This window comes from Cognatishimia sp. F0-27 (assembly GCF_020667845.1).
GTDB lineage: Bacteria > Pseudomonadota > Alphaproteobacteria > Rhodobacterales > Rhodobacteraceae > JAFMPQ01.
In genome coordinates this window covers 21154-34978 of the sequence record NZ_JAFMPQ010000046.1, presented here as the reverse complement: position 1 = coordinate 34978, position 13825 = coordinate 21154, and the positions used below count along the sequence as shown (strand labels likewise).

At 69.6% G+C, this 13825-nt stretch carries 13 protein-coding genes and 1 riboswitch; of the genes, 12 read left to right on the top strand and 1 reads right to left on the bottom strand.

The annotated features are described in order from the left end of the window. The 5 genes from cobN to cobJ all read left to right on the top strand — a co-directional run. The coding region (gene cobN / locus J1C49_RS19175) for a cobaltochelatase subunit CobN (RefSeq protein ID WP_227447455.1) at nt 1-2757 on the top strand (2757 nt) is incomplete at its 5' end. Further along, nucleotides 2754-4040 (top strand): cobalamin biosynthesis protein CobG, encoded by a 1287-nt coding sequence (locus tag J1C49_RS19170; RefSeq protein WP_227447454.1) that lies wholly within the window; start codon nt 2754-2756, stop codon nt 4038-4040. The genes cobN and J1C49_RS19170, both read left to right, overlap by 4 nt. Continuing rightward, nucleotides 4041-4670, top strand: a complete 630-nt coding sequence (locus J1C49_RS19165) for a precorrin-8X methylmutase (RefSeq protein ID WP_227447453.1) — start codon at nt 4041-4043, stop codon at nt 4668-4670. Continuing rightward, on the top strand, nt 4667-5482 hold the full coding sequence (gene cobI / locus J1C49_RS19160) for a precorrin-2 C(20)-methyltransferase (RefSeq protein ID WP_227447452.1): 816 nt from the start codon (nt 4667-4669) through the stop codon (nt 5480-5482). Before J1C49_RS19165 ends, cobI begins: the two co-directional genes overlap by 4 nt. Before the next feature lie 54 nt (nt 5483-5536). Next, on the top strand, nt 5537-6301 hold the full coding sequence (cobJ, locus tag J1C49_RS19155) for a precorrin-3B C(17)-methyltransferase (protein ID WP_227447451.1): 765 nt from the start codon (nt 5537-5539) through the stop codon (nt 6299-6301). Here the strand turns inward: cobJ and J1C49_RS19150 are convergent. Next, a complete protein-coding gene (locus tag J1C49_RS19150) occupies nt 6262-7047 on the bottom strand; it encodes a cobalt-precorrin-6A reductase (protein WP_227447450.1) in 786 nt (261 codons plus the stop codon). The two genes, cobJ and J1C49_RS19150, sit on opposite strands and share 40 nt — an antisense overlap. Here J1C49_RS19150 and cbiE point away from each other — a divergent pair. The 7 genes from cbiE (at nt 7046) to cobF (ending at nt 13720) form a co-directional block, all read left to right on the top strand. Next, complete coding sequence (cbiE, locus tag J1C49_RS19145; protein WP_227447449.1) at nt 7046-8248, top strand: precorrin-6y C5,15-methyltransferase (decarboxylating) subunit CbiE; 1203 nt, start codon at nt 7046-7048, stop codon at nt 8246-8248. The genes J1C49_RS19150 and cbiE overlap by 2 nt on opposite strands. Continuing rightward, nucleotides 8245-8613 (top strand): cobalamin biosynthesis protein, encoded by a 369-nt coding sequence (locus J1C49_RS19140; protein ID WP_227447448.1) that lies wholly within the window; start codon nt 8245-8247, stop codon nt 8611-8613. The genes cbiE and J1C49_RS19140 overlap by 4 nt, the downstream gene beginning before the upstream one ends. Next, nucleotides 8610-9419, top strand: coding sequence for a precorrin-4 C(11)-methyltransferase (gene cobM / locus J1C49_RS19135; RefSeq protein WP_227447447.1), 810 nt, complete (start codon nt 8610-8612; stop codon nt 9417-9419). Before J1C49_RS19140 ends, cobM begins: the two co-directional genes overlap by 4 nt. Nucleotides 9420-9507: 88 nt before the next feature. Then, complete coding sequence (locus J1C49_RS19130) at nt 9508-10824, top strand: cobyrinate a,c-diamide synthase (RefSeq protein WP_227447456.1); 1317 nt, start codon at nt 9508-9510, stop codon at nt 10822-10824. Further along, nucleotides 10821-11540, top strand: a complete 720-nt coding sequence (gene cobA / locus J1C49_RS19125) for a uroporphyrinogen-III C-methyltransferase (protein ID WP_227447446.1) — start codon at nt 10821-10823, stop codon at nt 11538-11540. Before J1C49_RS19130 ends, cobA begins: the two co-directional genes overlap by 4 nt. Before the next feature lie 35 nt (nt 11541-11575). Continuing rightward, a riboswitch (cobalamin riboswitch) is annotated at nt 11576-11760 on the top strand. Between the two features lie 53 nt (nt 11761-11813). Continuing rightward, nucleotides 11814-12491: an energy-coupling factor ABC transporter permease gene (locus J1C49_RS19120; protein ID WP_227447445.1), complete on the top strand. Its 678-nt coding sequence runs from the start codon at nt 11814-11816 to the stop codon at nt 12489-12491. A 479-nt stretch (nt 12492-12970) separates the two neighbouring features. After that, on the top strand, nt 12971-13720 hold the full coding sequence (gene cobF / locus J1C49_RS19115; RefSeq protein ID WP_227447444.1) for a precorrin-6A synthase (deacetylating): 750 nt from the start codon (nt 12971-12973) through the stop codon (nt 13718-13720). Nucleotides 13721-13825 lie beyond the last annotated feature (105 nt).

The window sequence follows — 13825 nt, the reverse complement described above, 5'->3', positions numbered from 1 at the left end:
GGGGGGCCTGCCCCCCGCACCCCCCGGGATATTTCCAGCCCAAAGAAGGCCCGGGTGCTGGTTGTTTTTTACCGGTCCTATCTGGTGGCGGCGGATCTTGCGCCGATCGAGGCGCTGGTTGCGGCCTTCACGGCACGGGGCCACGTTGTCCAGGCGTTGTTTGCCCCATCGCTCAAGGAGCCCGGTGCGGCGGGCTGGCTGCGCCGCCAGGTCCAGGCCTTCGCGCCCGATGCCATCGTCAATGCCACCGCGTTCAGCGGCAAGGGGGCCGATGGCCGCTCGCCACTCGATGCGGGCGCATGCCCGGTCTTCCAGGTGGCGCTGTCCACCGCGACGCGCGATGCCTGGGAGGGGGCGGAGCGCGGTCTGTCGCCCACCGATCTGGCCATGCATGTGGTGCTGCCGGAGGTGGACGGGCGCCTGATGGGGGGCGTGGTGTCCTTCAAGGAGCCGGGCGCGCGCGACCCGCATCTTGAATTTTCCCGCTACGCCCATGCGCCGCATGCGGAGCGCATCGCCGCCGTGGTAGCGCGGGTCGACGGCTGGCTGGCGCTGGCGCGCAAGCCGGTCGCGGCGCGGCGGGTGGCGCTGGTTCTGTCGACCTATCCGGGCAAGGATTGGAACATGGGCCACGCGGTCGGGCTCGATGCGCCGGCTTCGGCGCGGGCAATCCTGCGGCATCTGCGCGAAGCGGGCTATGCCTGTGGGGAGGCGGAGCCGGAGCTTGCGACGGGGCTGCTCGCGCGCGGCATGCGCTGGTCGCTGGACGCATATCGCGCCGCGCTGGGCCGCTTGCCGGAGGCACTGCAGCGCGACCTTGAGGACGCCTGGGGCGCACCGGAGGACGATCCCGATTGCGATGGCGACGGGTTTGCCTTTGCCGCGCTGTCGCTCGGCCATGCGCTGGTGGCGTTGCAGCCGGAGCGCGGTGTCCCGGCCCAGCGCGACGACAGCTATCACGACCTGTCGCGGGTGCCACGCCACGCCTATGTGGCCTTTTACCTCTGGCTTCAGGACCGGGCGGATGCGCTGGTGCATATCGGCGCGCACGGCACGCTGGAATGGTTGCCGGGCAAATCCGTGGCACTGTCGCGGGCGTGCTGGCCCGAGGCGCTCACCGGCGCGCTGCCGGTGATCTACCCGTTCATCGTGAACGACCCCGGCGAGGCGGCGCAGGCCAAACGGCGGATCGGCGCGGTCACGCTCGGCCATGTCCCGCCGCCGCTGCGCGACAGCGAAACGCCGGATCATCTGGCCCATCTGGAAGCGCTGCTCGACGAGTTTTCCAATGCCGACGGCCTTGACCCACGCCGGCGGGACCGGTTGCAGGCGGATATCCGGGCCGAGGCGCAGGCGCGCGGGGTCGAGGATGACCTCGGGCTCGACCGCGCCGGGTGCAGCGCGGAGGCGATCACCCGAATCGACCGCTTCGTCTGTGACATCAAGGAGAGCCAGTTCGGCGAGGGGCTGCATGTCTGGGGCGAGCCGCCCGCGACGCACGGCCCGTTTGACGCATCGGTTTCGGCGGCGGCGGAACGGCAGGCACTCATCGACGCGCTGGACGGGCGGCGGATCGCGGCGGGGCCGTCGGGCTCGCCCTATCGCGGGCGCAGCGACGTGCTGCCCACGGGGCGCAACCTGTTCACGACCGATCCGCGGGCCGTGCCGACGCGGGCGGCCCATGCGCAGGGTGTGGTGCTGGCCGAAGAGCTGGTGCGGCGGCATTTGCAGGAAGAGGGCGATTGGCCGCGCGGGCTGATCGTGGATCTCTGGGGCTCGGCGACGATGCGCACCGCGGGCGAGGAATTTGCCATGGCGCTGCATCTTCTGGGCGTGCGCCCGGTCTGGGATGCGGGATCGGAGCGGGTGTCGGGGATCGAGGTTCTGCCCATCGCGGAGCTGGAGCGGCCGCGCATCGACGTGACGTTGCGGGTATCGGGCCTGTTCCGCGACGTGTTCCCCACGCTCTCGACGCTTTACGGTCAGGCGGTGCGGGCGCTGGCGGCGCGCGACGAGGCGGCGGATTGGAACCCCTATGCGGGACAGGACGGGCTGGCGCGGGTTTACGGACCGGCGCCGGGCCGGTTCGGACTGGGCATGGGGCAGGCCATGGAGGCCTATGGACCGGAGGGGCGCGCGGCGGCGGGGCAGGCCTGGCTCGACGCGTCGGCCTGGGCTCTGGACGGCGAGACACCGATGCGCGACGCGGCCGGGATCGCGGAGCGGATCGCGCAGGCGGATGCCTTTGTGCACCTTCAGGATCTGCCGGAGACCGATCTGTTGATGGCCGCGGATTATGCCGCGCATGAGGCGGGATTTGCGGCGGCCAAGGCGGTGACAGGCGGCACGGCGACGCTCTATCATCTCGACAACACGGACCCGGAGCGCCCGCGCGCGCGCAGCCTTCCCGAGGAGATTGCCCGCGTGGTGCTGGCCCGCGCCGCCAACCCGGCCTGGATCGCGGGGATGCGGGCACACGGGTTCCGCGGGGCGGCGGAGATTGCCGCGACGCTCGACAACATGGCGGCCTTTGCGCATCTGGCGGGCGCGGTGTCGCCGCATCTGTTCGATCTGTATCACGCCGCAACGCTGGGTGATCCGGAAACCGACGCCTTCCTGCGGGCGGAAAACGCGCAGGCCCATGCGGCCATGCAGGCGCGGTTTGCGGAGCTGCTTGACGCCGGTCTGTGGCAGACGCGGCGCAATTCGGTGCGCGCTTCGCTGGAGGAGGCCCGCGCGGGCGGGGAGACGGCATGAGCGACGCGGTTCCGCTGGTCAGGGGGTGGTGTCCGGGGGCGCATCGGCCGATGATGTCGGGCGACGGGCTGGTTGTCCGGGTCAGGCCGTTCCGCGCAGAGCTGAGCCCGGAACAGGCGCTGGGGCTGTGCGAATTGGCGGAGCGGTTCGGCAACGGGACGCTCGACATCACGTCGCGCGCGAACCTGCAACTGCGCGGCGTGGCGGCGGATAAGCACGGCGCGTTGCTGGCGGCGCTGGACGCTCTGGGGGTGATCGATGCGGACCCGGCCGTCGAGGGCATGCGCAACATCCTGATGCCGATGGATTGGCAGACGGGCGATCCGACCGCGACGCTTTACGAGGCGCTCGTCGCGGGACTGCCCACCCTGCCGGCCTTGCCGGAGAAGATGGGCTTTGCGCTCGACACGGGCGGGCAGCCGATGCTGGGTCACGGCTCTGCGGATTTCCGGTTTGAGCGGGCGGTGGACGGGCGGCTTGTGCTGCGCGCGGACGGGGCGGGGACGGGCTTTGCCACGACGCTTGAGCAGGCGGTCGCCGACCTTGCGGCGCTGGCGCGCTGGTTTGTGCAAAGCGGCGGGCGCGAGGCCGGGCGGATGGCGCGGCACCTGCGCGGGGTCGCATTGCCGGAGCGGTTTCAGGGCGTTGCCCCGCGCGCGGCCCCCTGCCCGGCTGCGTCGGGCGCAGCGTCGCTGCAACCGGCTTGCGGTCCTGTCGCACCGGGCCGGGCGGACGGGCCAGGCGGGGCGCGGCGTTTTCAGACAGGGGGTGGCAAGACGGTGCCTGGCCCAACCGCGCTGGGCCGGTGCGCCTTTGGCCCGGCAGCGGGCGTCGCCTTTGGTACGGTGCTCGGCGTCGCCTTTGGCTCCATGCGCAGCGGCGATCTCGCCGCGGCCATCCAGACCCATCGTCCCGAGGCGCTGCGGCTGATGCTCGACCGGCGCTTGTTGTTCAAGGGGGCAACGATCGGGCAGGCGACGGGCTTCGTCAGCGATCCGCAAGACCCGATCCTGACCACCCATGCCTGCCCGGGAGCGCCCTATTGCCCGCAGGCCAGCGTCGAGACCCGCGCATTGGCCACACGGCTCGCGCCGCGTCTTGCGGGGCGCAGCCTGCACGTTTCGGGCTGCACCAAAGGCTGTGCGTGGCCGCGTGTCGCAGATGTCGTTTTGGTCGGCAGGGGCGGCGCTTTCGACCTTGTCCGGGAGGGTTTGCCATGGGATGAGGCGACCTGCCGAGACCTGGACCCCGACCAGATCCATGACCTGACCGAGTTTGCCTGAATGCCCTATACCTACGAAAAAGACGGCGCCGCGATCTACAAGGAGAGCTTTGCGACGATCCGCGCCGAGGCGGCACTGGAGCGGTTCGACCCCGACGAGGAGCCGATTGCCGTCCGCATGATCCATGCCGCGGGGCTTGTGGGTCTCGAAGAGCATATCCGGTTTTCACCGGGATTTGCCCGTGCCGCGCGCGATGCGCTGGCCTCCGGGGCGCCGATCCTGTGCGATGCCCGCATGGTGTCCGAAGGGGTCACGCGGGCGCGGCTTCCGGCGGACAACCCGGTGATCTGCACCTTGCATGACCCGGAGGTGCGCGCGCTGGCGGCGGAGATGGGCAACACGCGCTCGGCGGCGGCGCTTGAGCTTTGGCGGCCACGGCTGGAGGGCGCGCTGGTGGCGATCGGCAATGCGCCGACGGCGCTCTTTCATCTGCTGAACATGCTCGAGGATCCGGCCTGCCCGCGACCGGCTGCGATCATCGGCTGCCCTGTCGGCTTTGTCGGGGCGCGGGAAAGCAAGGATGCGCTCTGGGCGGACCAGCCGGTGCCCTGCTGCATCGTAGCCGGACGGCTGGGCGGCAGCGCGATCACCGTGGCGGCGATCAATGCCATCGCGAGCCGCGCGGAATGAGCACCGGCAGCGCAGAGGCAGACAGGGGGCCTGCCCCGGATGCGCGCGCCGCGTCGGATGTCGGGACGCGCGCACGCAAGGGCGCGAGGACCGGGCGCATCTTCGGCGTCGGACTTGGCCCCGGTGACCAGGACCTGATGACCGTGCGCGCCGACCGGCTGGTGCGCGGCGCGCGACACGTGGCCTTCTTTCGCAAGGCTGGCCGCCCCGGACAGGCCCGGCGGATCGTGGACGGGATGCTGCATCCCGAGGCGGTGGAATTCGCGATGGAATACCCCGTCACCACGGAAATCCCGCTTTCCGATCCGCGCTATAACGAGATCCTGTCGGCGTTTTACGAGGACTGCGCGGCGCATCTGCGCGGGCTCGCGGCGGCGGGGGAGGATGTTGTCGTCTTGTGCGAGGGCGATCCGTTCTTTTACGGCTCCTTCATGCATCTCTATACGCGGCTTTGCGATGATCTGGAGGTGACGGTCTTGCCCGCGATCACCGGCATGTCCGCCGCGTGGACCGCCAGCGGCGCGCCGATCACATGGGGCGACGATGTTCTTTCCGTGCTCATGGGCACATTGCCAGAGGACGATCTGGTGCGCCACATGGAGGCCGCCGACGCAATCGTTGTCATGAAGATCGGACGCAATATCGACCGCGTGCGCACCGCCTTGCGGCGCTCGGGAAAATACGACGCCGCGTGGCTGATCGAATTTGCCTCCATGCCCAACCAGACGGTGCAGCGCCTCGCGGAGGCGGAGGGCAAGGTGACGCCGTATTTCTCGATCATCGTGGTCCACGGTCAGGGGCGCAGGCCATGACACGGATGCAACGGGAGCGCGGATCATGACACAGGCGGAACGGGGGGCCGGATCATGAGCGGGTCGGTCATCATTGCCGGACTGGGGCCGGGCGCGGAGGCGCTTGTCACACCGGATGTGAGCGCGGCACTGGCCCAGGCCACCGATGTGGTGGGCTATATTCCTTACGTGGCGCGGGTGGCCGAACGGCCCGGGTTGACGCTGCATGCGTCGGACAACCGGGTGGAGATCGACCGGTCGCGCCACGCGCTCGACATGGCATCGCAGGGCAAGCGGGTGGTGGTTGTGTCGTCGGGTGATCCGGGTGTGTTTGCCATGGCATCGGCGGTGTTCGAGGCGGTCGAAGCCGGGCCGAGCGCCTGGCGCGACCTCGACATTCGTGTCCTGCCGGGAATCACCGCGATGCTGGCCGCGGCCGCGCGGGTGGGCGCCCCGCTGGGCCATGATTTCTGTGCCATCAATCTCAGCGACAACCTCAAGCCTTGGGCACTGATCGAGAAACGCTTGCGTCTCGCGGCGGAGGCCGATTTTGCGATGGCGTTCTACAACCCGCGGTCCCGGTCGCGGCCGGAGGGCTTTGCCCGCACGCTGACGCTTTTGAAGGCGGTCTGCGGCGACGCGCGCCCGGTGATCTTTGCCCGCGCGGTGAGCACGCCCGAAGAAGAGATCCGGGTCGTTCCCCTGCCCGACTGTGAGCCGGACATGGCCGACATGCGGACCATGGTTCTTGTCGGCTCCTCGGCCACGCGGATCATCGCCCGCGACGGCGCGCCGATTGTCTATACGCCGAGATCCGTGCCGATGCCGGAGTCCGCGTGAGACAGCCAGCCAAGCACCTCTTCCGGGCTGTGCAGTTCGGTTCGGGCCGGCAGGACGGGACGGTCGATCATGATCACCGGCAGGCCCAGCGCGCGCGCGGCGTCGATCTTGGCGCGCGCACCGCTGCCGCCGGCATTCTTGGACACGATGATGTCGATCCGGTGGTCTCTGAGCAGCCGGGTGTCGCCGTCCAGCTTGAAAGGGCCACGATCCACGATCACGTCGTGCCGCGGAAAGCCGGGCGGCTTTTCAGGTGGGTCGACGAGGCGCAGCAGGTAGCGGTGCTGCGGGTTCGCGGTAAAGGCGTCGAGATGCATCCGCCCCACGGCGAGCATGACGCGCCGCGCCGGGCAGTCGAGCGCGGCCACGGCGCCGGCGATGTCGGGCACACGGGTCCAGTCATCGCCCGATTGCGCCCCCCAGGGCGCGCGGGTCAGAGCCGCAAGCGGCACGCCGGTTTGCGCGCAGGCGGCCACCGCGTTGTGGCTCATCTGCGCGGCGAAGGGGTGCGTGGCGTCGATCACATGGGTGACGCGGTTCTGCGTGAGATAGGCTGTAAGGCCCGCCACGCCGCCGAAGCCCCCGACGCGCGTCGGCAGGCCCTGATGCGCGGGGCGCTGGACCCGTCCGGCGAGCGACATGGTGGCGCGGAGCCCTCGGTCGGCGAGGATGGGCGCAAGCTGGCGCGCTTCGGTGGTGCCGCCCAGCACAAGCAGGTTGGGGCGGCCATCCGGGGGCATGGGCATGTCTGACGCTCCGTGGCTCACGATCATCGGTCTGGGCGAAGATGGACCGGATGGGCTCTGCGCCGCAAGCCTTGCCGCGCTGAACACGGCGGAGATCGTGATGGGCCCGGCGCGGCACGTGGCGCTGCTGCCGCCGCTGGAAGCGGATGTGCGGATCTGGCCGGTGCCGTTTGCCGATGGCCTGCGCGATCTGATGGCGTTGCGCGGGCGGCCCGTGGTGGCGCTGGCCTCGGGCGATCCGTTCTGGTTTGGCGCGGGGGCGGTGCTGGCGCGCGGGCTGGAACCGGGCGAATGGCGCGCCTTTCCGGGGCGGTCGACCTTCTCTCTGGTGGCGGCGCGCATGGGCTGGGGGCTTGAAGCGACCCGGTGTTTCGGCCTGCATGCGGCGCCCTTGAGCCGGTTGCGCCCGGCGCTGGCGCCGCGCCAAAGGATGATCGTGCTGGTGCGCGACGGCGCGGCGGTGCCGCAGCTTGCCGGATATCTGCGAGAGACCGGGTTCGGCGCCACGGGGATGACGGTGTTCGAGGCGGTGGGCGGACCGCGCGAAACGCGAAAGGAGTTGCGCGCTGATGCGCCCCCTGGCGCGACCGCGTTCACGCACCCGGTTTGCGTGGCGCTGGAGGTGGCGGGCGACGGCGCGGTGCTGCCCTGCGCCACCGGGCGGGACGATGCGTGGTTTGCCCATGACGGGCAGATCACCAAGCGGCTTGTGCGCGCGGCGACGCTCTCGACGCTGGCGCCGCGCCCGTTTGAGCATCTTTGGGATATTGGCGGCGGATCGGGCTCGATCGGGATCGAATGGCTGCTCAGCGATCCGACCGTCGAGGCCACCGCCATCGAAGCCGACGCCACCCGCGCCGCCCGGATCGCCGAAAACGCGGCGCGGCTTGGCGTGGACCGGCTGGCGGTTGTGACCGGCGCTGCGCCCGACGCGCTTGCCGGGGTGCAACGACCCGATGTTGTCTTTGTCGGCGGCGGCCTCGATGCGGCGCTGCTTGGCTGGCTTGAGGCACGACTGGCACCGGGCACCCGGCTCGTGGCAAATGCGGTCACGCTGGAAACCGTGTCCCTGCTTGTGGCGAGCCATGCGCGATTGGGTGGGCAACTCACGCGGCTGGCGGTGTCGGAGGCAGCGCCGATCGGACCAAAACGCGGGTGGAAGGCGGGCTTTCCCATCGTGCAATGGAGCACGGTGCTGTGATCGTGGCGGGGTTCGGGATGCGCGGCGCGGTCACGGTAGACAGCCTGCAGGATGCCTATGCGCAAGCGCGGCGGGGCCGCGCCGTGGACCTGCTTGCCGCGCCCGACGACCGCGCGCGCCTTGCCGCCTTCAGCGCCTTTGGCGAAGCGGTTGCGCGCCCGGTGCGCGGGATTGACGCGGCGCATCTTGCGGCGCAGACCACACAAACCCAGTCGCCAACCGTGGCAGAACGGCGCGGCACCGGTTCGGTGGCCGAGGCTGCCGCGCTTGCCGCCGCGGGACCGGGCGCGCGGCTCATCGCGGCCCGGGTGATATCGACGGACCGCATGGCCACATGTGCGCTCGCAGAAGGACCAGACCCATGACCGTGCATTTCATCGGCGCCGGACCCGGCGCACCGGACCTGCTGACCCTGCGGGGGCGTGACCTGATTGCCGCCTGCCCGGTCTGTCTCTATGCGGGATCGCTGGTGCCGGAAGCAGTGCTTGGCCATTGCCCGGAAGGCGCGCGGATCGTGAACACCGCGCCGCTGTCGCTCGACCAGATCATCGCGGAAATCCGTGCCGCAGATGAGGCGGGCCAAGACGTGGCGCGGCTGCATTCGGGAGACCTGTCGGTCTGGTCGGCGATGGGCGAGCAGCTGCGCCGGTTGCGCGCGGAGGGCATTGCGTTCACGATCACGCCGGGAGTGCCATCTTTTGCCGCGGCCGCTGCGGCGCTGGGCACGGAGCTGACGCTGCCGGGGCTGGCGCAATCGGTGGTGCTGACGCGGACGCCGGGGCGGGCCTCGTCGATGCCGGAGCGTGAGACGCTGGAGAACTTTGCCGCCACGGGGGCAACACTGGCCATCCACCTGTCGATCCAGAACCTCGCGCATGTGACCGAGACGCTGACGCCGCATTACGGCGCGGACTGCCCGATGGCCATTGCCTACCGCGCAAGCTGGCCCGACGAGCGGCTGATCCGGGGCACGCTGGCCGATATCTCAGACAAGCTCGACGGGTCGGTGACGCGCACCGCGCTGATCCTCGTGGGCCCGGCCCTGGCGGGAGAGGGGTTTGCGGAAAGTTGCCTTTACGCGGCGGATTACGACCGGCGATACCGGCCGCAAAGCGCCGACAGCCCGTGGCAGGGCTGGACCCCCGACAGCGAGGAGCCGACCCATGGGTGACAGGCCGGACCAGAAGACCCCCGAGACAGTGGCCACCGACGAGATGGCCGCCGAAAAGATGGCCGCCGGGCAGAGGGTCCCGGGCCTGATGATCTCGGCGCCGGCCTCCGGAACTGGCAAGACCACGGTGATGCTTGGCCTGCTGCGCGCGCTGGCCGAAGATGGCATGGCGGTGCAGCCGTTCAAGTCCGGCCCCGATTACATCGACCCCGCCTTTCACCGGGCGGCAAGCGGGCGGGCCTCCTACAACCTCGATGGCTGGGCGATGGGGCCACGGCTCTGGCAGGCGATCGGCGCGCGGGCGGCGGGGGCCGATATCTGCATCGCGGAAGGCTCCATGGGGCTTTACGACGGGGTCGCAACGCGCGGCCAGCAGGGGTTTGGAAGCAGCGCGGAGACCGCGCAGAGCATGGGCTGGCCGGTGATTCTGGTGGTGGATGTGAGCGGCCAGGCGCAATCGGCCGCAGCCACGGCGCTTGGCTTTCGCAGCTACGCGCCGGATCTGCCCTTTGCGGGCGTGATCCTGAACCGCGTCGCCTCGCCGCGCCATGAAAGACTGGCGCGTCTCGGCATGGAGCGCGCCGGGATGCCGGTGCTTGGCGTGCTGCCGCGCCGGGGTGATCTGGCCCTGCCGGAGCGGCATCTGGGGTTGATCCAGGCGGTGGAGCATCCTGATCTTGAGGCCGCCATCGCGGGCTATGCGGGCTTCCTACGCGCCCATGTGGATCTCGATGCGATCAGGGCCGCGGCGCAAGCGGCCCCGGCGGCGCAACCAGCCCCGATGGCGCAGGCGGCGGACCTGCCGCCGCCCCCGGCGCAGCGCATTGCCATCGCGCGCGATGCGGCGTTTTCCTTCACCTATCCGCATCTGCTTGAAGGCTGGCACGCGGCAGGCGCGGAGGTGCTGCCGTTTTCGCCGCTTGCCGACGAGGCGCCCGATGCAAGCGCCGATCTGGTCTGGCTGCCGGGCGGCTATCCGGAGCTGCATGCAGGTCGGCTGGCGGCGTCGGAGCGCTTCATGGATGGGCTGCGCCGCCATGCACAGACGCGCCCTGTGCATGGGGAGTGCGGCGGCTACATGGCGCTTGGCGCGGCGCTCATCGACAAGGACGGTGTGCGACACGAAATGGCCGGTCTGCTGGGCCTCGTGACGAGCTACGAAAAGCGCAAGTTTCACCTCGGCTATCGCCGCGCGGTGCTGGCGGCCCCCCTGCCCGGTCACGGCGTCGGCGCGGCGCTGCGCGGGCACGAGTTCCACTATTCGACGATCCTCGAGCAGCCCGACGCGCCGCTCGCGCGGGTGGCCGATGCGGATGGCAATCCGGTGCCGGAAACCGGATCGGTACGGGGCCATGTCACGGGCACGTTCTTTCACCTGATCAGCGCGGAGGAAGCGACGGCATGAGCGGCTTTGTCAGTTTTGTCGGCTCCGGGCCGGGCGATCCGGAATTGCTGACGCTGAAGGCGGTGGACCGGTTGAAGCGCGCCGATGCGGTGTTGTTTGACGATCTCTCCTCGGGGCCGATCCTGGGCCATGCGCGCGCAGGGGCGGACCTCATCGGGGTCGGCAAACGCGCCGGACGCGCCTCACCCAAGCAGCACCATGTGAGCCGTCTGCTGGTGGATTACGCCGAACAGGGCGGGCGCGTCGTGCGGTTGAAATCCGGCGACAGCGGTCTGTTCGGGCGGCTGGAAGAGGAGCTTGTCGCGCTGCGCGAGCATGGCATCCCCTACGAGATCGTGCCCGGCGTGCCCTCCGCCATCGCGGCGGCGGCCGCGGCGGGCATTCCGCTCACCCGGCGATTGACCGCGCGGCGGGTGCAGTTTGTCACCGGGCATGACATTTCCGGCCAGCTTCCGGAAGACATGAACCTTGACGCGCTGGCCGATGCGCGCGCCTCGACCGTGGTCTTCATGGGCCAGCGCACCTTCCCCAAGCTGTTGGCGCAGCTTGTGGCGCGCGGGCTGCCGGAAACCACGCCTGCGATTCTCGCAGAAGGGGTCAGCACGCCCGATCAGCAGTTGCACCGCATGAGCGTTGCGGCGCTCGGTGCGAAACTGGCCGAAAGTATCAGCGACAAGCCGGCGTTGATCCTCTATGGGCCGCTTGCGGAAGGCTGAATGTCGTATTTCATCTTGTGCGGCGGGGCGTTGGCTGAGATAGTTGACAGGCATGGTGTCACCCTCGGGTGGCTGAAAAGGGAACCGGGTGAGACCCCCGGGCTGCCCCCGCAACTGTGAGCGGAGAGCGCCGCGGAGACGCCACTGGCCGAAGGGCTGGGAAGGTCCAAGGCGCATAGACCCGTGAGCCAGGAGACCTGCCTGCACGGAAATCAAGCCCGGAACGGGCAGAGACACGCTGCCGGAGGGGCAGCCGCATGAGAAGGGACTGACATGCATATTGAACCCGGAATCGTCGACGGCGCGAAAATGGGCTTTGCCTATGCGACGGCCGCGGGCGCCGCAGGCTACACCGCCAAGCTGGCGATGGCCGATCTTGCGAAATCCAACATCGGCTCTTTCGCGGCACGCACGGCCATGGCGACAATCGGCACCTTCATCTTCTTTGAAGTGCTGCCGCATTTCCCGGCCGGCGTCTCGGAGGTGCATTTCATTCTCGGCACCACGCTGTTCCTGCTGATGGGGGCCGCGCCTGCGGCGCTCGGACTGGCGCTTGGCCTTCTGGTTCAGGGCATGTTCTTTGCCCCGTCCGATCTGCCGATGTTCTTTGTCAATGCCACGACGCTGCTCGTGCCGCTCTTTGCGATCAGCGCGCTGGCGGGCCGGGTGATCCCGCAGGACAAGGCCTATGTGGACCTGAACTACGCCGAAGTGCTCAAGCTTTCCGCGATGTATCAGGGCGGCGTTGTCGCATGGGTTGCGTTCTGGGTGTTCTATGGGCAGGGCGTCGGCGCGGATGCGTTCCAGTCCGTGCTGACCTTCGGAGCGGCCTACATGCTGGTCATCCTGATCGAGCCGATTGCCGATCTCGCGGCGCTGGCCGGGGCCAAGGCCCTGCGCGGCGCGCGGGCGTCGGGGCTCTTCACCCAGCGGCTCTATACCGCGGCCTGATCCGCAGTTGTGACGATGGCCCGGGGTCCGAAGGGAGCCCGGGCCTTTTTTATGGGTCGAGGCCGGTTACAAGCCGTGTCTCAGCTTTGGGCCGCGCGCCCGCCGCGGTGGCGGCGCGGCCCTGAGGATGCGGCGCGATGCGGGACGCCTGCTGATGCGGGACGCCTGCCTGGGCGCGGTGGTGCGGCTCAAAGCCGGGTTGCGGCCTGGCGCATCGCCGCGGTTGCAGATCCGGCTTCGGCACGGCGCCGGAGCGATGCACGGCAAGGCATGGCGGGGCACGGCAGGGCGCATCTTCCCGGGATCAGGGATCCGGAAGACGCGCATGTGAAACAGGCACGGATTCAAGTGCGGCGGATTGATCACGCGCATGCCGGCGCGGCAATCGGGCGGCGTGCAGCAATCCGGGCCTGACGTGTCGCCGCGATGGCTTGGTGCGGGACGGCTTGGTGCGGGATGGCTTGGTCCGGAAGGAAACGATGATCAAAGACCTGTGGCTTGTCGGTATCGGGACGGGAAACCCGGCGCATGTGACCCTTGAAGGCATGGCGGCCTTGCGGGAGGCTGCCGTGGTGCTTGTGCCGCACAAGGGCGCGGGCAAGGACGAGCTCGCCGCCCTGCGTTATGCGATCCTTGATGCGGCGCGGAGCCCTGCGCGCGTGGTGCCGTTCACCTATCCCGAGCGCGACCCCGCCCTGCCATACCAGACGCGGGTGGATCTCTGGCACGACGAGATCGCGCGGCGCTGGCAGGCCGCGTTGCAAGACACCCCGCCAGAAGGGCCGGTTGCGTTGCTGGTCTGGGGCGATCCGGCGCTCTATGACAGCACGCTGCGGATTGCCGGGCGGCTTGCACCGGCGCCGAGAGTTCGGGTGATCCCGGGCATCACCGCCGTGCAAGCCCTCACCGCAGCCCATGCCATCCCGCTCAATGCCATCAACGGGCCGATCCAGATCACCACCGGGCGGCAGTTGCGTGACGCGGGCTGGCCCGAGGGACAGGACAGCGTGGTTGTGATGCTGGATGGCGGCTGCGCCTTTTTGGCGCTTGATCCGGAGGGGGTGGAGATCTGGTGGGGGGCCTATCTTGGCAGTCCGGACCAGATCCTGATGCATGGCGCGCTGGCGGATGTCAGCGAGGCGATCGTGGCCCGACGGGCGGAGGCACGCGCGCGGCATGGCTGGATCATGGACACCTATCTGATGCGCCGAACTCCGGCCCGGGCGTGATTGTCTGACGGGCTGTCTGTCCTGAAAGCGACCGTGCCCCCCTCCCCTGCCCGTGACGTGACCGGAGGGGTGGCGGGCCTTGGCTTGGACCGGGAGGCTCACCGG

Excerpts from the sequence above, each read along its gene's own strand:
- J1C49_RS19165 (WP_227447453.1), top strand. The coding sequence starts at position 4,041 with ATGCCCTATACCTACGAAAAAGACGGCGCCGCGATCTACAAGGAGAGC.
- J1C49_RS19170 (WP_227447454.1), top strand. The coding sequence starts at position 2,754 with ATGAGCGACGCGGTTCCGCTGGTCAGGGGGTGGTGTCCGGGGGCGCAT.
- cobI (WP_227447452.1), top strand. The coding sequence starts at position 4,667 with ATGAGCACCGGCAGCGCAGAGGCAGACAGGGGGCCTGCCCCGGATGCG.
- cobM (WP_227447447.1), top strand. The coding sequence starts at position 8,610 with ATGACCGTGCATTTCATCGGCGCCGGACCCGGCGCACCGGACCTGCTG.
- J1C49_RS19150 (WP_227447450.1), bottom strand. The coding sequence starts at position 7,047 with ATGCCCATGCCCCCGGATGGCCGCCCCAACCTGCTTGTGCTGGGCGGC.
- cobA (WP_227447446.1), top strand. The coding sequence starts at position 10,821 with ATGAGCGGCTTTGTCAGTTTTGTCGGCTCCGGGCCGGGCGATCCGGAA.
- J1C49_RS19120 (WP_227447445.1), top strand. The coding sequence starts at position 11,814 with ATGCATATTGAACCCGGAATCGTCGACGGCGCGAAAATGGGCTTTGCC.
- cbiE (WP_227447449.1), top strand. The coding sequence starts at position 7,046 with ATGTCTGACGCTCCGTGGCTCACGATCATCGGTCTGGGCGAAGATGGA.
- cobF (WP_227447444.1), top strand. The coding sequence starts at position 12,971 with ATGATCAAAGACCTGTGGCTTGTCGGTATCGGGACGGGAAACCCGGCG.
- J1C49_RS19130 (WP_227447456.1), top strand. The coding sequence starts at position 9,508 with ATGATCTCGGCGCCGGCCTCCGGAACTGGCAAGACCACGGTGATGCTT.
- cobJ (WP_227447451.1), top strand. The coding sequence starts at position 5,537 with ATGAGCGGGTCGGTCATCATTGCCGGACTGGGGCCGGGCGCGGAGGCG.